Genomic DNA, 17840 nt, shown 5'->3' with positions numbered 1-17840 from the left:
AAACATATTAATCAATTTTAGTAACTTTCAAAACATTGGTTGGTAAATGCTGGTCAATGGGTGTACTGCCTGTATTAACAACCACATCATTGCTTTTAATAAATCCTCTTTCTTTTAAAATATTAATTTGGTCAAAGATGATATCATCCAAGCTCTCTTCTTCGCCATAATAAAAAGCTCTAACACCCCAACTTAAACTTAATTGGTTAACAAGCGAACGTTCTTTGGTAAAAATATATAGTGGTGCTTTAGGTCTGTAACTGCTCAACATAAATGCGGTATAACCACTTTGTGTCATTCCAATTAATGCTTGAGCGTTTACATCTTCAGCAATTTTACATGCGTTGTAACAAACAGCATCACTTAAAAAAGAAGGTGAGTGGGGTTGAGGTTTTAAATCTTCTTCACGGTTATAACGATATTCCGTATTCTCTACCTCTGTAATAATTTTTCGCATGGTTTCAACCACCAATTTAGGGTGATTGCCTGTAGCAGTTTCACCACTTAACATAACGGCATCAGCACCTTCTAAAACTGCGTTAGCCACATCGGTAATTTCACTTCGGTTAGGTTTAACTCTGTCCATCATGCTCTCCATCATTTGAGTAGCAACAATTACAGGTTTTGCCCTATGAATACATTTACGAATAATATCGCGTTGCGCCATTGGAACTTTTTCTACCGGCAATTCAACGCCCAAATCGCCACGTGCAACCATTATTCCATCAGATTCAATAACGATATTTCTCAGATCAACTAAAGCAGAGGGCATTTCAATTTTTGCCATCACTTTAATTTTACTTTTCTTTTCGTTTACTCTTCTTTTTAAATCAATTATATCTTCTGCTTTTCTAACAAATGAAAGTGCAATCCAGTCTAATTCATTGGCAACAATAAACTCAAAATCGGCAATGTCCTTTTCTGTCATAGCCGGTAATGAAATTTTAGTGTCAGGAAGGTTCACACCTTTTTTGGGTAATAAAATACCGCCATAAGTAACTTTAACCTTAACATCGCCATTGGCAGTAATTGCATCAACTACCACTTCAATTTTTCCATCATCAATTAAGATTTTGTTACCTACTTCTACATCATTATGCAGATTTGGATAGGAAACATAAATTTTTTCTTTTGTGCCAACCACTTTTTCTTTAGAGGTAAATGTAAGTATATCACCTGTCTTAATTTCTAATCCACCATTTTCAATTTCACCGACACGTAATTTAGGGCCTTGCAAATCGCCTAAAATGGCAATATTATAAGGCTGTGTTGCATTTATTTTACGAATATGCTGAATTACTTCTAGCTTGTCTTCATGAGTGCCATGTGAAAAATTTAAACGAAAAATATTAACACCTGCTTGTACCAATTCTAACAATTTTTCATAAGTATTGCAAGCCGGGCCAACTGTGGCAACAATTTTTGTTCTATGATAAGCATGTTCTATACCTGCTTCTTTATTCATATTGGTATACAGGTATTTTTGAATGTTTTTTGACATATGATGGGTTTGTTTGCTTAGCTTAATTTTATGATGCCAGAATTTTTACAATTTTCATCCATTCCTGGCCAATGGCTTGCCGTTCTTTAACGGCCATATCTAAAGGAGTATAATGTATTTTATTGTTAATTACGCCAACCATTACATTATGGCGACCAATCAATAAACTTTCAACCGCATAATAACCCATGTGGCTGGCAACTAAACGATCATGACAGCTAGGAGCACCTCCACGTTGAATATGGCCAAGAATACAAACACGTGTATCGGCTGTAGGCACACGTTCTTTAATAACTTTTGCAATTTCTTCAGCACCACCAAATTCTTCTCCTTCAGCCACGACAATTAGGTTTACTAGTTTTTTTCTTTTTTCTTTTTCTGTTAATGAATGAATGAGGGCTTCAATATCAGTTTTTGTTTCAGGTATTAAGATGTTTTCAGCTCCTGTTGCAATACCACTATGCAAGGCAATATAGCCGGCATCGCGCCCCATTACCTCAACAATAAATAAACGGTCGTGGGCGTCCATTGTATCACGTATTTTATCAATTGCATCTACAGCAGTATTCACAGCGGTATCAAAACCAATTGTATAGTCCGTACCAGCCATATCTTTATCAATAGTACCGGGTATGCCTATACAAGGAATATCAAATTCATTGGCAAATTTTTGAGCTCCTCTAAAACTACCATCACCACCTATAATTACCAATCCATCAATACCATATTTTTTTAAATTGGTATAGGCTTTTTTTCTACCCTCCGTTTCAAAAAAATCTTTACTGCGGGCTGTTTTTAAAATAGTACCACCACGTTGTATAATGTTTGCAACACTTCTACTATTCATGGGTACAATATCGTCTTCTAACATTCCATTATATCCTCGCATAATGCCAAAAACCTCCAAACCATAATAAATGCCAGTTCTTACTACTGCTCTAATAGCAGCATTCATGCCGGGAGCATCACCACCGGAAGTTAATACACCAATTTTTGTAACTTTTTTCTTCTCTGTCATTTTAAATTGAAAAATTATCGTCTAAGTATGATTTTTTTAATAATTTTTAAAGCACAATGCTTTTTCATTGGAAGATGCAAAAGTAAGTAATTAGCCGCATATCAACATCGAACCAATAAAGGTTTAATTTATGTTTCATATTGGGTATCCCAAAGTGTTGGTTTGTGAAAGGAATGATTGATTTTTATCAAAAAATCAGGAATAATAATTTAAAAACTATTTTGGTAAAGTTATTTTACAATTTAATCAATTAGGGTTTCGTTTGAAAAAAAAGCATTATGAGAATTCTTATTACCGGTTCAAATGGATTTGTGGGATCACATTGGGTGCAATATTGCTTGGAGAATAATATTAATTTTTTGGCAACAGGAAGTAGGCACGTATGGGTTCATTCCTCTAATTCTAGCAATTATAGTGTAATGAATTTAACAGATGCCCCATCAATCAATGATATAGTAGAATGTTACGCTCCAACAATCATTGTGCATGCTGCTGCATTAAGCAAACCCGATGAATGCCATACTAATCGTGAAAATGCTTTAGATATCAATGTTTTGGGGACTGATAGATTATTGCAAGCAGCAAAAAAACTATCGCATCCCGTACATTTTGTTTATGTTTCTACTGATTTTGTGTTTGGAGAAGACGGGCCTCATTCTGAAGAGGGTACTAAAAATCCACTTAACTTTTATGGGGCTACTAAATTAATGGCTGAACAACGTGTTATTGAAAGTGGTTTGCCATATACCATTATTCGCCCAAGTTTTATTTATGGGAAGTCAATGCATGGTGTCCGAAAAGATTTTTTACATGCCATTTTAGAACAAGTGCGAAATGGACAGCCTGTTAATATTGTCAACGACCAGTTTCGAACACCAACTTATATTGAAGACTTTTGTAGAGGCCTACACTTTATTATTCAACAAAATAGTACCGGCATATTTCACATTTCAGGTTGTAATTATTTAACTCCTTACCAAATGGTTATTGAAATGTTGGAATTTTTAAAAATACCTAATATACTTATTACTCCTGTAACTGGTGAAAATTTTAAAGAACCCGTTGTAAGAGCAAAAAAAGGCGGGTTAAATATTCAAAAAGCACAAAGAATATTGCACTATGAACCCACCGATTTTTCAGAAGCTTTGAAACTAATTTTTATTGGTGCTAAATAAATATTAATATTTCTTCATTTCCTGCAATAAAATAGCTATATTCAATAGAATTTAGTAAATTGTTTTGTGAACTTACACTTAATAGTGAAAAATTAAGTTTTATGGCATCCCCTTTTCAAAAATACTATGCGTTAAGGGTAAAAAATTTGTTTAACAACCTGTATGAGGTGGAATTAACTTCAAGCAATACTACTTTACATGATTTTAGAATTGAACTTAAAAAATTTAGAACAATTATCCATTTTTTAAAAACAATTTATCCCAAACATCGAATTAAAAAAGCTATTAAATTAATTGAATCTGTATTTGATGAAGCGGGTGTTTTACGTGAAATGCAATTGTTACAGAAATGGTTGCAACTAAGTAAAATGCCGGAACTTGAAACCATTTTAGGTTTAGAAGGGTCAATAATTTATGCCCAACATATTTTTTTACAACATATACCTAAACATAAACAAGCTTTGCAAAAGGTAATTGATGTTTGTGGTCCTTTGGTGGAAGAAACCAATGCATTATTACCCGAACAGTATGTGCAAAAATTAAAAGTTGAGTTATTAGAGCAACTGAAAAAAAATATTTCTGTGGAAGAATGGCACGATTACAGAAAAAAAATTAAGCGATGGATGAATGCTATTCGATGGGTTAACCAAGATAGTGATGAATTGGAGGAGGTAAATTTCCCTTATTTCAATCATTTACAAGAAGCAATTGGGAATTGGCATGACTTAATTATTATTGAAGATTATTTTGCCGCCATTCAGGCGCAAAAAAATATTGATAAAGATTTGCAACAATATTTAAGTGCAGCACAATTAGTGCTGTTTAGTAACATACAACAGCGCGAAAAACAAGTAAGGCACCTGCTACAACAGCAGATGCCTGTTTCAAGTAGTAAATAAAAAAATTAGTTTTTTAAAGGCAAGAAAACTTCCGCCAACATACACCTTGCACTACCACCACCATTTTTTTCAATAGTACTTATATTGGAGTGAATAATGGTATTAAATGAAGTGAGTTGTTGAATTTGCTCGTTGTTTAAACTTTCATAAGCTTGGGTTGACATTACTAAAAATTTATTCCCCTTTTCATTTATTACCTGTAACATGTTACCTGCAAAATGTTCCATTTGTTCAAAACTAATTGGGATAATTTTTTTGCCGGATTGTTGAATAACTTCTTCAACTTTTTTTCTTTCTTCCTTAATTTTAATACTGTCTAAACAAATAACAACGTATCTATCTGCCACGCACATCATAACGTTGGTATGATAAATAGGCATGTTATTTTTATCGCTTGCATGAAATTGTACAATGGAATAGCCCATTTTTTCGCTAAATACTTTCAAAGCATGCTCATCAGTGCGAGGTGATAAGCAGGCATATGCAATTTTATGCTCACGGTCCAATACCATACTGCCCGTTCCTTCTAAAAATTGATTTTGATCTTCTAAATAAGATAGGTCAATTTGATGTTGGATGCTAAATTTTTTGCTTATTGCATTTAAAACATCGGGTTTCCTTTCCAATCGTCTGTTAGGAGCAAACATGGGATATAAAACAATAGTCCCATTGGTATGAAAAGAAATCCAATTGTTAGGGAATATTGAATCGGGTGTATGCGGTTCAGGAGTATCTTCAACAATTGTAACATCAATGCCATGCTGCATGAGTTTTTCTGCAAAATGATTAAATTCATTCGCAGCTTTTATGGCAACTGAACTATCTGCTTCATTTTGTTGAAAAGCATTGTTCACAGCTGTTTGTTCATTAAATGTAAAACGAACAGGTTTTATCATTAAAAGATGATTCGTATTTTGCATAATTAAATTAATTTATTTGTTCGCGTAACAAAGGCATACTCATACAATGAAATCCACCTCTGGCTCTTGATAATTCTGCTGAAGGCATAAGAATTAAAGTGTCTTTAATGTCTTCAACATTTATTTCGCCTGCAACTATTTTAGGAATTAGCTCTTTTGCATGAATTATATTGAAGCCGGCAGTTTTAAATGCTTCAGCGGTTTTATCATTTCTGTCGTAACCTAAAACTACTCCCTCTTTTAGGGCCAACAAATTGCACGAGTCAGTCCATTGCTCTCTTGCACTATAAGGAAATTCATTATTGCCTGAAAAAATAATCTTAATGTCCTCGTCTTTACAATGAAAATCTGTTTTACTAATGTCAATTAATAACTCTTCCAAACTATCAAAGTGCGTGCTATTATTAGGGTCAGATTTTTTGAATTGTTTAATTTTTATTTTTTCTTCTTTTTTTAATTCTAATGTTCTTTCAATCATGTCTTCATCCTCGTGCAAAACAGCTTTTTTAGAAAAATTACCCAACATTACCCAAACATTACGTTTTACCTGAGTAAACACAGTATCTATGTGCATGTAATCGCGTTTTTTGGGTATTTTTATAATGGTAACTTTTTCCATTAAGTTTTTTTCAAAAACAATGTGTGTAATTCTTGCAGCAGCCTCTGCCGATGTACGTTCACTAACTCCAACCAATAAATGATTGTTGCTGATAACCATAATATCGCCACCTTCCAAAGTTATTTTACGTTCATCTTCTTCTTTGGGCAGTAGTAAATTTTGATAGGAGTCTGTTAACTCAATAATATTATTGCGATAATCTTTGAAAAATGGATGATTAAAAAATATGTATTTAGCCAATAATGCTTCTCGGGTACGAGCTTTTTTAGCTGGCTTATTTAATAATACATGATCTTTAATAGTTATGCCAATATCGCGTGTAAAAATAAAATTCGGAATAGGAGCAAATAGCATTTCTTTGCTTTTAGATGCCCCGCTAATAAATGTTTTTGCTAGTGAGGTAGCATCATATTGCATCAAAGTATTTTGTGTATTAAACGTACATCCCTCTATAGCACAAACGGAAGCAACTAAACTGTGTTTTATTGAATCGTTCATTAAAATTTCGGCTAACAACCATTCTAGCTCAATAACCTTATCAGATCGAAAAAAATCGGGATGTTCCGGTTTATAAAAATTGCGATTATTTTCTTCCGCATCAATGGTTGGAATTTTGTCTTTTACTTTTTCCGGATCTAAGAACAATAATAGAATTTTGGTATAATAATCATACTCTTCTTTGCGAATAGTATTTAAGTGAACAATATCTTCAAATAACCAGTCTTGTGCTTTTGATGGTACTACTTTTCCCAATCCGCTGTCGGGGCTATGTACCAATAATCGTTTTAATGTACCAATTTCTGAATTGACAAACAAAGTATTATGGTTTTGCATATATAAATAGTTTAATATGAATTACAGTAATTATTGAGCTAAATAAAAAAGCATCAAAAATTAAATAAAGTAGATAATAATTTATCTCGTGAAAAATATAGTGAAGCCAAGCTAATGGTCGGGCATGGAGTTTAAACCGCGATACATCCATGCAAAGTAGGGCAAATAGGGTAATATGGTATTATGAGATAAAGCCATTTGCACGCAATTTACAACTTTCCCTGAAATGGATCAATTCCCCTTAAAGATCCTACTGATTTTATTGGTATAAAACGAATAAACATGTCTTCTTTATACCAGTTTTCTCTTTTGGTTTTAGCAATAACTTCTTTATGAAAGGGTTGTGAATAGGCAAATTGACGCATAGCTGCTTTTGATTCCCATATACTTAACGTTGCACCTCGAAACCAAGGAATTTCTCCCAAACCAATAGATAACATTAATCCGGGTGAATGCTTTAATTCCATTGAGATATTGTTTACATGTTGCCAAAAGCGTTTAGCTTTTTTTGTGTATAGGGTAGCTCTTGTTAACACGGCAATAGGCCCTTCATAATCAGATTTTGGAGGAAGTTTACCCATACAAAGCTTACCATCCCAAGTACCATGTCCTTCAATGGGTTGCAAGGCAATTTGTAATATTTCACATTGAAAAATTTTCCACCAAAGCGTTAAAAATTTTCCTACTTGCTCATTGCCGTTATTTAGATGTTTTGAAACAGTTAACACAGCCCATTGTTGCCAATCGGCGTGTAAATCAAAACTCCCATTTTTGCCACAACCCATTAATTTGTAAAAATGAATTTGTTTGTTAAAACTTAACGGTAATCGGAAAACTGCCATTGAAAGTAAACCGAAAAAAGCGAATTTTTTTGGGTATCTTACAACGTGTAAAAAGCAAATCATAAGCCGGGCGGTTATAACATTTATTGATTGTATTTGCTATTAAAGTATAATTGTATGCTAAAAGTTTTTATCATAAATTATAAAACATGCTCATTTTAATTACTAACATACACTACTTATTAAATGTTCGGCAAAGTAATGAATTGCTAAGGGGTAAACAAATGCAGCACTTACCCACAATTGAAAATGCTTACTTGGTAATTGAAAATGGTATGATTGAGGATATGGGAAGCATGAATAATGTGCCCCAAAAGAATTTTGATACTGTATATGATGCTAAACATGCTTCTATTTTACCAACTTGGAGCGATAGTCATACCCATATTGTATTTGCTAAAACACGTGAACAGGAATTTGTAGATAAACTAAATGGTTTAAGTTACGCCGACATTGCAGCACGTGGGGGCGGAATTTTAAATTCAGCAACCGCCTTGCAATCTACCTCTGAACAACAACTTTATGAAGCTGCAAAGAAGCGTATTGAAGAAGTAATGCAATTAGGTACTGGTGCTATTGAAATTAAAAGTGGTTATGGATTAACTGTTGCTAATGAAATTAAAATGCTACGCGTAATTCAACAATTAAAAGCATCATTACCAATACCCATTAAAGCAACATTTTTAGGAGCTCATGCAATTCCCTTAACTCATAGAAATAATAAACAAGGTTATATAGAATTGGTTATAAATGAAATGCTACCCTTAATAGCTAAAGAACAATTAGCTGATTTTGTAGATGTGTTTTGTGAACATAACTTTTTTTCAGTAACAGATACGGAAATTATTTTAGAAGCAGCATATAAATACAACTTGCGTCCAAAAATACATGCCAATCAATTATCGGTAAGTGGTGGGGTAGAAGTTGGTGTTAAACATAAAGCCCTATCAGTTGATCACTTAGAAGACATGAATGAAAAATCCATACATGCATTAGCTAATTCTAATACAATTGGTACAATTTTACCAACTGCTGCATTTTTCTTACGCATGCAATATGCGCCTGTTCGAAACATGCTGAATGAGAATTGTGCTTTAGCCTTGGCATCAGATTATAATCCGGGTTCATCGCCTAGTGGTAATATGAATTTTGTAGTTGCATTAGCATGCATACAAAACGAATTCTTACCGGAAGAGGCAATTAATGCAGCCACTATTAATGGTGCATTTGCAATGAATATTGAAAATGAATTAGGTAGTATAACTGTTGGTAAAAAAGCAAACTTAATTTTCACCAAACCCATACCGTCAGTTGCTTATATTCCGTATCATTTTGGCTCACCTGTAATAGATAAGGTTATGATTAATGGTAATTGGATATGATTTTTAATAATACTTTATTGTTAAAATGATTTTTCAAAATTTTTCTTTAAGTTTTTTCAATTATATTGCTAAAATACACTGATTCTATTTTAATAATATTAGCATTATGAATGATTTTTTTAAGCACTTTGCTCATGAGTTTCATTTGCCTTTACACAATCCTGTATTAATATTCTCGTTAATATTATTTATCATTTTGCTATCTCCACTTTTACTGAAAAAATTAAATATACCGGGTATTATCGGATTAATTATTGCCGGGGTAATAATAGGGCCACATGGCTTTAATGTATTAGAAAAAAATTCTGCTGTTGATTTATTTTCTACCATTGGTCTGTTGTATATAATGTTTATTGCAGGTTTAGAATTAGATATTAATGAGTTTAAAGCCAATCAAAACAAAAGTTTTTTATTTGGCTTTCTAACATTTATAGTTCCCTTGGGTATTGGTTTTCCTGTTTGCCATTATTTATTGGGATACGATTTTAATGCTAGTTTTTTAACAGCAAGTATGTTTTCAACACATACATTAGTAGCCTATCCAATAGTTAGTAAACTGGGTATAGCTAAAAATCAGGCAGTTGCCATTACCGTTGGTGCAACAGTATTAACAGATACTGCGGTACTTATCATTTTTGCTATTATTATGGGCAATCATGCCGGAACCTTGAATGCAGATTTTTGGATAAGATTATTAGTCTCTTTAACAATATTCTCGGCAATCATGTTCTTATTAATTCCACGAATTGCCAAATGGTTTTTCAGGGTTTTGGAAAGTGAAAAACATTCACACTATATTTTTGTATTGGCTGTTGTTTTCTTTGCAGCTTTTTTAGCCGAAGTGGCAGGTGTTGAACCAATTATAGGTGCTTTTGTGGCCGGGCTGGCTTTGAATAAATTAATTCCACATTCATCTGCATTAATGAATAGAATTGAATTTATGGGCAATTCACTATTTATTCCCTTCTTTTTAATATCTGTTGGGATGGTTGTAGATGTTAGTGTAATTACACATGGCCCCGCAGCTTTAATAGTAGCTGGCACATTAATTACTGTTGCTTTATCGGGTAAATGGCTTGCTGCACTATTAACACAGCTCATACTAAAATATTCCAAAGAGCAACGACAAATAATTTTTGGTTTAAGCAGCTCGCATGCCGCAGCAACATTGGCTATTATTTTAATAGGCTTTAAAGCAAATATTATTGATGAAAATATTTTAAACGGTACCATATTATTAATTTTAGCTACCTGTGTTTTTGCCACCATTGCTACTGAAAAGGCCGCCAAGAAAATATTGCTGAATAAAGAAATGACGGAAGAAGCCATATTAGAATCGAGCAGTATGAATAGTGAGCAAATTTTAATTCCTACTGCTAATGTTGAAACGGTAGATAGAATTTTAGATCTTGCATTATTAATTAAGGATAAAAAATCGAGCAATCCAATTACTATCTTAACAGTTGTTCCTAATGATGAAACGGCTGAAAAAAATATTATCCTTTCAAAAAACAAATTAGAAGCATATATACAACAAGCCTCTGCTACAGAAAATAAAGTAAATACCTTAACTACAATTGACCACAATGTATCAAGTGGTATTTCGCGAATTACTCGTGAAGTGTTAGCCGATTATGTTATACTTGGTTGGCCTCACAAAAATGGTATTTTAGAAAGCTTAATTAGTGATCGATTTGAAAACATTTTAAACAAGGTAAATAAAAATATTTTCATTACACATCTTGCTACGCCTTTCGTTTATAATAAAAGAATAGTATTAATAGTTCCTGCATTGGAAGAGCTAGAAACCGGATTTAGTGCATGGTTAAAAAAAATAATTTATTTATCACAGGAGTTAACTATACCCGTATTGATTTTTGGCAACAATAAAACCTATGAAACCATTCAAGAATATTGTACAAGCAATAAAATTAATTTTATTCCTGCCTTTAAAGAGTTTTTGAATTGGGAAGACTTTTTAATTCTTTCCAGAAATATTATGAAAACAGATTTATTGGTATTTGTTTCGTCAAGAAAAGGATCCTTGTCTTACAATCCATTTTTAGAAAATATTCCTTATAAATTGGAAAAATATTTTGAAGCCAATAATAAAATCATCATCTATCCGGAGCAAAACAATACCCATTTGGAAAATGAATATGATGGAATTCCATTAGCTCCAATTGCAAAAGGAATTGAGACCTCTATTGGAAAGGGTATTGATTTGATTTTCAAAAAGAAAAAAGATTGATTATGCAATAGGTTTCGCCTAATTTTATAACAACTAATCAATTTGTGTATGCCTTACCTTCATTTGTTTAAAAAAGAAGACATTTTATCGTTAGTGCGTATTCGCAGGTATGAAACAAAATTAGGTGAACGCTTACAAACAGTGTTAACGGGTGTACAATTCAGAGATGCAATTGCCGATTCCGATGCTGATTTTGTTGTACTTGGAATTCCGGAAGATATTGGTGTAAAAGCAAATGAAGGTGTAGGGGGAACAAACACGGCATGGAATGCTTTTCTGCAATCATTTTTAAACATTCAAAGCAATGATTTTTTAGATGGCCGTGAGATTTTAATGGCAGGATATTTTGATTTTTCTTCTTTGGTTGATGTGATTGAAATAAATGCATTTAATTATGAAGAAAAAATTGATGCCTACCGACATGCGGTAAACACAATTGATGACACGGTTGAGCAATATATTCACGAAATAACACAACAAAAAAAAATACCTATTATCATTGGCGGAGGTCATAATAATGCCTATCCCTGCATTAAAGGTGCAGCAAAAGGCTGGTATAAAGCAGGTATTATTGATTTGCCACAAATTAATGTAGTGAATTTAGATGCACATGCCGATTATAGGGCCATGGAAGGTAGACATAGTGGTAATGCTTTTCGTTACGCAGAGGAAGACGGTTATTTAGAAAAATATTGCATTTTGGGCTTACACGAAAATTATATTTCTCAGAATATATGGATGGATATTGTAAACAATCCATTTATTGACTGTATTACTTACGAAGATATTTTTTTACATGAAAAAAGAAGTTTTCAACAGTCATTAGCGCATGCTGCAGCTTTCACTGAGGGTGGGTTATGCGGTATTGAACTTGACGTTGATGCTATAGAAAATACTTTAAGTAGTGCCGGAAGCCCTACCGGAATAAGTCCAATTAATGCCCGCCAATACCTAAATTTTATGGCTTGGAATACACGGCCGGCTTATTTGCACATATGCGAGGCTGCCACTCGTATGGAGGATGGTAGACAAAGTAATACTACCGGAAAGTTGCTTAGTTACCTGGTTTCCGATTTCGTAAAAGCCATGGTTGCCCAGTTCTAATTGTGGATAAAAAGTAGGATGAATTGAAAAATATGAATATCTTTGTATATCCGTTCACCCTATTTACCTAATCATGAAAACAGTTGTTAGCATACTTATGCTATTGTTTTCAATTGGTATTGCTAGTGCGCAAAGGTTTTATGTTGACAACTTTGCCAAAAAAGATGCATTTGCCGCTGAATTAGCAAATGTGTTAAATAATAGCAATAACCAATTCAATCAATATAAATTTAAGCCGGTGTTACAACAACCGGAAGAATATGCTTTTAAAGTTCATTTATTTCAACTTAAAAAGATTTTACCCGGTGCCATGCATGGTTACCTTTTTTCTGAAAGTCAAAGTAAAGTTTGGGTTGAATATACATTCGCACATACCAGTTCCATCAATGAAGGATTAGAGCAAATTAAGAAGCTTACTACACAAATGTATAAGGCTTTAAATAGAAAATTAGTTATAAAGAATGGGAATTATCAACCGGAAAGTACGGTGGTTTTTGAGAAAAAATTGGCTTACGCTGTAAATAACGGTTTTTTTGATTTTAATATGTTTTTGCAACTTAAGAAGAACACTGCAGATAGTAGCTATAATGTAATATTAAAAATTACCCCTCCTAAATCTGTATTTTATAATTGGGTTTTAAAGCAACAGCCAATTGGTAGTTTTAATATGGCATTATCCGTGAAAAGCGGTGTAAATAATATTGAAAACACTATTCAAAAATCTGATGGCTGCCCGGTTGACATCATGCCTTTTCAATGTGATGGCCAAAGGCAACAAAATGATACCATATTTTATAGCTACTCCAAGACAGGATTTGATGGCCTAGCAGACGCAATTAATGAATATCAGGCAGCTTTTGATAACGTAAAGGCCGCAATGGGTAATGGTTATGTATACTTTTTACAAAGAACACATACCAGTAATGAATCTAAAGTAACTTTTGTAAAATTTTCAGACATTGATAAAGAAAATGCTCCTTTTGTAACCATGCAGCTGGTTAAAACAAACCAATATGCAGGTATTTCAAAACAACAATATAAAATTGTTTTGGAATTTGCAATGCCGGGATATTAACCTTCCAATTCCATTAATTTTTCAAATAAACTTTCATAGTTAGCTTGCGCTTCATTACATTTTAGTACAACAGTTTGGTATGCTTTCTCTAGTTCAGCCATTTTTTGAGGTTCCTTATAAATATTAGGATGCGCTAATGACATTTCAAGTTCCAACTTTTGTTCATTTAAATGTTCCAATAAGGCTTCAGTTTGTTGAAACTTTTTTTGAATTTGGGTATATTCTTTTTTTTGTGCACTAGTAATATTCTTTTTTTTCTGATCAGTATTGTCTGGTTTTGATGGAGCAGTTTTTATGGGTTCCTGAGCTGAGTTTTTAGCTGAATTTTGCTGTTTAGACATGCGCTCATTCCATTCCAACCATTCACGATAAGTGCCTTTAAACTCCTTTATTTGCTGATCAACAATTTCCCAAATTTTATTGGCAGTTTTATCAATAAAGAAACGGTCGTGGCTTACCAACAAATAACTTCCTTCATACTTATTCAAGGCTTCTGCCAATAGTTCAACCGAATGCATATCTAAATGGTTGGTAGGTTCATCTAATATTAAAAAATTACTTCTACTAACAATTACCTTAGCCAATGCTACACGTGCCTTTTCACCTCCACTTAGTAAACGAATTTTTTTATCAATATCATCGCCGCCGAATAAAAAGCAACCCAATAAACTGCGCAATTCTAAATCTGTTTTATTACTTCCGCAGGATTGCATTTCTTCTAAAATAGTATTGTTTAAGTTTAATGCTTCAAGTTGATGTTGTGCGTAAAAACTTTCCTGTACATTATGGCCCCAAATTCTATTACCTTCTTGATTTTCAGTTCCGGCAATAATTCTAAGTAAAGTAGATTTACCCTTTCCGTTAGCACCAATTAAAGCAATTTTATCTCCTCTTTCAATTTCGGCATGAGCATTGTTTAATACCGTAATATCGCCAAAACTTTTATGAATATTTTTTAGTTCACAAATGATTTTACCGGGTTGTCTTTCTATCTGGAAATTAATTTTAATGTTGGGTCTTTCTAAGTTTACATTTTCTAAACGGTCTATTTTTTCCAATCTTTTTATGGCGCTTTGCGCAGCTGCTGCTTTGGTAGCTTTAGATCGAAAACGCTCAATAAAACGTTCTTGTTGACGAATATAATCTTGTTGGTTTTCATAAGCTTTTTGCTGCAGTTCAATGCGTAGTTCTTTTTCTTTCTCATAATAATCAAAGTTACCCGCATAAATGTGGAGCTGCTGTTGGTATAACTCCACAATTTTATTCACCATTTTATTTAGAAAATATTTGTCGTGGCTAACAATTACAACACTTCCTTGGTAATGTTTTAAATATTTTTCTAACCATTCTATTGAAGGTAAGTCAAGGTGGTTAGTAGGTTCATCTAATAACAAAACATCTGGTTGTTGTAAAATCATTTTAGCTAACAAAACACGCATTCTCCAACCACCACTAAACTGTTTATAAGGTTTTTGCAAATCGGTATTTTGAAAACCAAGTCCTTGTAATACTTCTTCTGTTTTATGGTGAATAGTATATCCCCCTGCTTCTTCTAACTCATGCAGTTTATGAGTATATTCCATTAGTAATGCTTCTGTTTCTGTTGTTTCTAATTGTTTCGCAATGGCTTCAATTTCTTTTTCCAGTTGTTTTACTTTTTCAAATGCCCCCATTGCAACTTCTAAAATAGAATCATTGGTATCAAAACTTAATAGGTCTTGATGTAAGTAACCAATGGTGGTATCTTTCCCTTTTTCAACCACACCTTTTGCAGGTGTATATTCGCCCACCAATACCTTTAATAGGGTTGATTTGCCCGTGCCATTATACCCGATTAAGCCAACTCTATCGCCGGGTTGTATGTGCCAGGTAGCATCTTCTACAATTATTCTTGAACCAAATTCAAATGTTACATTTTGTAAACCTATTAGCATTTTATATTAGTATGATTTCAGCAAAGATAAACTTAGGGTAGGAATGAAGCGAATGTGAATTTAATATATTAGAATCATCTTATGTATTATGTATGCTTTCATTTTCCTACATTTGATTTGAACCTTTAAATGAAGTATGATTATGTGCAAAGTAGTAGTTAATGGCTGTTTAGGTATAATACTTTTAGTTGGACTAATAGCCTGCAAGCAAAATGATAAAAAAGCTGAAGTTTCTCCCAACATCAATACCCCTTTAATGGTTTCAAAACATCAAGCTCAATTTGATTCGACCTTTACCACTTTTCTTCAGCATTATTACACCATATCAAATGCTCTTTTTAATCAGCAATTAAGCACTGCAAATACTGCTGCCGAAAACATGATAGCAACAATAGATAGTTTACCATTTAATTTATTAAAAGCAGATTCTATTATTATAGAAACTGCTAAAGAAAATGTTGTAGGTATACAGGCAGATTTAAAGGGATTGATGGCAGAAACCACTTTGCAAGAAAAATTAAAAGATTTTGCTACAATCAGTCAGGCTTTGTATGATCTTGTTAGAACTGTTCAATACAGTAAAGCAACAGTTTATCATTTTCATTGTGATAAAGTATTTAATAATGCAGGAGCAGATTGGTTAAGTAATTCTACTATGATTCAAAATCCTTATTTACCGGGTAGTAAAACTGTTTGTGGCACTTTGGTTGATTCTTTAAAATTTAAGCAATAAAATTGATCATTAAGTTTAATAACGCTGAACTTGAACTGTCTTCGGCTTGTAGGTTATTATTACTTTAGCATTGTTACTTTCATCAGAAGTAATGAATATTTCATGTCGCTCGTTTCCTGCAGTAATTACCATTAATGCGGTGTTGGGTGGTACATCGCCCAAGTTGTTAGCATAGGTAATAATTTCGTGAGTAGGAGCTTCGGTTGATAAATGCAAATTGATAGTAATGGGCTTTTCACTTAATCGGGCATGATTAACTACCAGTTTATTGTTGTCAAAGACAGTTATCGTATCATTATCAATCACCCCATTATCATAAAAATCAATTTTAACTTCTGCCGCATTTACAAAAATTTCTTTTACTAATTTGTTTTTCCTTGTAGTTAGTTCAGCTGGTGGCGGTATTTTCATTTCATTTTTATGGACTGGATTAGTGGTATCAATTGAATTTAATTTTAATTCGTTTTGCTTGGGTTGAATAGCCAAGTCTGATTGCGGTTGTTTATTTTGCGAATTAGCCTTATTTATGTTTTCTACTTGTTGAGCAATTGAATTAATTGCCGGTGTATTAGCAAAATTCAGATCTCCTTTAAGTTGTGGTAATTTGCTTACCAAGGCTGCTTTACTTTTGGGACCCCATTTTCCGTCTGGATTAATGGATAAAGCTTTTTGTAATCTTTTTATGTTATTTTGTACTGTTTCATTCGGAATACTAATAGTGTTATTTTTTGTTGGATTTTCAGATGGTGAGGTGGTGGTTGCTTTTATACGTTGTAATAGTTGGTCAATTTGTTGTTGATTAGTAAAATCGGGATTAGGAGAAGCATTGGGAAATCTCTTTATCAATTCTGCTTTACTTTTGGGACCCCATTTCCCATCTGGAGTTAATCCTAATGCTTGTTGAATTTTTTGTATGTTTTTATTTGGAATATCCGTAGCATCTCCAATAGGTAAATCTGAGGTATTATTTTGTTTAATCTGAGGAGATTGTTTTAAAAAAGGTGCCGGTTCAAAATCAGACTCTGCAACCCTCATTAAATAAACAGTTCCACTGCCACAGTCATTTTTATCTTTTTCACCAATGCTTGAAAATGTGCCGCTTAAAATTTGTTGTTTACCATCCTTGCTGTAATCTAAATAGCAGGTCATTAAACAAGGAACACTTAAATCGCTGGCTTTAATTTCCAGCATCTTCGTTTCTTTAATAATTATATTTTTTGTAGAGGGAGTGTATAATCCTTTAAATGCAGCTTTGCCGTAAAAAACGGTTGTTTTGTATGAATAAGTTACCCCTTCTAAAGCCTTATTAGGTAATTCATTAATTTGAACTTCATATTTATATCGATCTTCAACAAATTGCCCTGAAAATGGATTGTAATTTTTTTGTATAAAAAAACCACGCCAAATGCCCGTTAAATTTTGTGCAGGTAAGGCAATAATACTTAAACAGGCAGCAATAAATAATACAACAAAACGGTACATATACACAAAACTAAGCTTCTTTAACTCCATAATGATATAACAAACAGTTAAGTTTTTTTAGGTAAATTAAA

14 protein-coding genes are annotated in these 17840 nt (G+C 33.1%); 7 read left to right on the top strand and 7 right to left on the bottom strand.

All coding sequences use genetic code 11. The features are described 5' to 3' along the window. Positions 1-7 precede the first annotated feature (7 nt). Together pyk and pfkA are read right to left on the bottom strand one after the other, a co-directional pair. Positions 8-1501: a pyruvate kinase gene (gene pyk, locus ACP5P5_RS08100; protein ID WP_428285601.1), complete on the bottom strand. Its 1494-nt coding sequence runs from the start codon at positions 1499-1501 to the stop codon at positions 8-10. Positions 1502-1529: 28 nt separating this feature from the next. Beyond that, positions 1530-2519: a 6-phosphofructokinase gene (gene pfkA / locus ACP5P5_RS08095; RefSeq protein WP_428285600.1), complete on the bottom strand. Its 990-nt coding sequence runs from the start codon at positions 2517-2519 to the stop codon at positions 1530-1532. 278 nt (positions 2520-2797) lie between these two features. Between pfkA and ACP5P5_RS08090 the strand changes: the two genes are divergently transcribed. Both ACP5P5_RS08090 and ACP5P5_RS08085 read left to right on the top strand, forming a co-directional pair. Continuing rightward, positions 2798-3694 (top strand): SDR family oxidoreductase, encoded by an 897-nt coding sequence (locus ACP5P5_RS08090; protein WP_428285599.1) that lies wholly within the window; start codon positions 2798-2800, stop codon positions 3692-3694. A 101-nt stretch (positions 3695-3795) separates the two neighbouring features. Further along, entirely contained in the window at positions 3796-4593 is a 798-nt protein-coding gene (locus ACP5P5_RS08085) for a CHAD domain-containing protein (RefSeq protein ID WP_428285598.1), read from the top strand. A 5-nt stretch (positions 4594-4598) separates the two neighbouring features. Here ACP5P5_RS08085 and ctlX read toward each other — a convergent pair whose 3' ends face one another. The 3 genes from ctlX to ACP5P5_RS08070 all read right to left on the bottom strand — a co-directional run bounded on the left by ctlX (position 4599) and on the right by ACP5P5_RS08070 (position 7808). Continuing rightward, entirely contained in the window at positions 4599-5513 is a 915-nt protein-coding gene (ctlX, locus tag ACP5P5_RS08080; RefSeq protein ID WP_428285597.1) for a citrulline utilization hydrolase CtlX, read from the bottom strand. Positions 5514-5520: 7 nt separating this feature from the next. After that, positions 5521-6966, bottom strand: a complete 1446-nt coding sequence (locus tag ACP5P5_RS08075) for an arginine deiminase family protein (protein WP_428285596.1) — start codon at positions 6964-6966, stop codon at positions 5521-5523. Positions 6967-7175: 209 nt separating this feature from the next. Next, positions 7176-7808, bottom strand: coding sequence for a spheroidene monooxygenase (locus ACP5P5_RS08070; RefSeq protein WP_428285595.1), 633 nt, complete (start codon positions 7806-7808; stop codon positions 7176-7178). 149 nt (positions 7809-7957) lie between these two features. On the opposite strand from ACP5P5_RS08070, the gene hutI reads away from it, so the two are divergent. The 4 genes from hutI to ACP5P5_RS08050 all read left to right on the top strand — a co-directional run bounded on the left by hutI (position 7958) and on the right by ACP5P5_RS08050 (position 13620). Further along, the gene (hutI, locus tag ACP5P5_RS08065) at positions 7958-9190 is read left to right on the top strand and encodes an imidazolonepropionase (RefSeq protein WP_428285594.1); all 1233 of its coding nucleotides are present in this window, start codon (positions 7958-7960) and stop codon (positions 9188-9190) included. 106 nt (positions 9191-9296) lie between these two features. Beyond that, positions 9297-11441 (top strand): cation:proton antiporter, encoded by a 2145-nt coding sequence (locus ACP5P5_RS08060; RefSeq protein ID WP_428285593.1) that lies wholly within the window; start codon positions 9297-9299, stop codon positions 11439-11441. Between the two features lie 48 nt (positions 11442-11489). Beyond that, positions 11490-12545, top strand: coding sequence for a formimidoylglutamase (locus ACP5P5_RS08055; RefSeq protein WP_428285592.1), 1056 nt, complete (start codon positions 11490-11492; stop codon positions 12543-12545). 73 nt (positions 12546-12618) lie between these two features. After that, complete coding sequence (locus ACP5P5_RS08050; RefSeq protein ID WP_428285591.1) at positions 12619-13620, top strand: hypothetical protein; 1002 nt, start codon at positions 12619-12621, stop codon at positions 13618-13620. Here ACP5P5_RS08050 and abc-f read toward each other — a convergent pair. Then, positions 13617-15554, bottom strand: a complete 1938-nt coding sequence (gene abc-f, locus ACP5P5_RS08045; RefSeq protein ID WP_428285590.1) for a ribosomal protection-like ABC-F family protein — start codon at positions 15552-15554, stop codon at positions 13617-13619. The two genes, ACP5P5_RS08050 and abc-f, sit on opposite strands and share 4 nt — an antisense overlap. 142 nt (positions 15555-15696) lie before the next feature. Between abc-f and ACP5P5_RS08040 the strand changes: the two genes are divergently transcribed. Then, on the top strand, positions 15697-16287 hold the full coding sequence (locus ACP5P5_RS08040) for a DUF3347 domain-containing protein (protein ID WP_428285589.1): 591 nt from the start codon (positions 15697-15699) through the stop codon (positions 16285-16287). 15 nt (positions 16288-16302) lie between these two features. Here the strand turns inward: ACP5P5_RS08040 and ACP5P5_RS08035 are convergent, their stop codons facing one another. Continuing rightward, positions 16303-17769 (bottom strand): hypothetical protein, encoded by a 1467-nt coding sequence (locus tag ACP5P5_RS08035; RefSeq protein WP_428285588.1) that lies wholly within the window; start codon positions 17767-17769, stop codon positions 16303-16305. Positions 17770-17840 lie beyond the last annotated feature (71 nt).

Source organism: Hydrotalea sp. (assembly GCF_049968455.1).
Taxonomy (GTDB): domain Bacteria; phylum Bacteroidota; class Bacteroidia; order Chitinophagales; family Chitinophagaceae; genus Hydrotalea.
The sequence above is the reverse complement of the archived record's forward strand: the minus strand, read 5'-3'. Positions and strand labels throughout refer to the sequence as shown.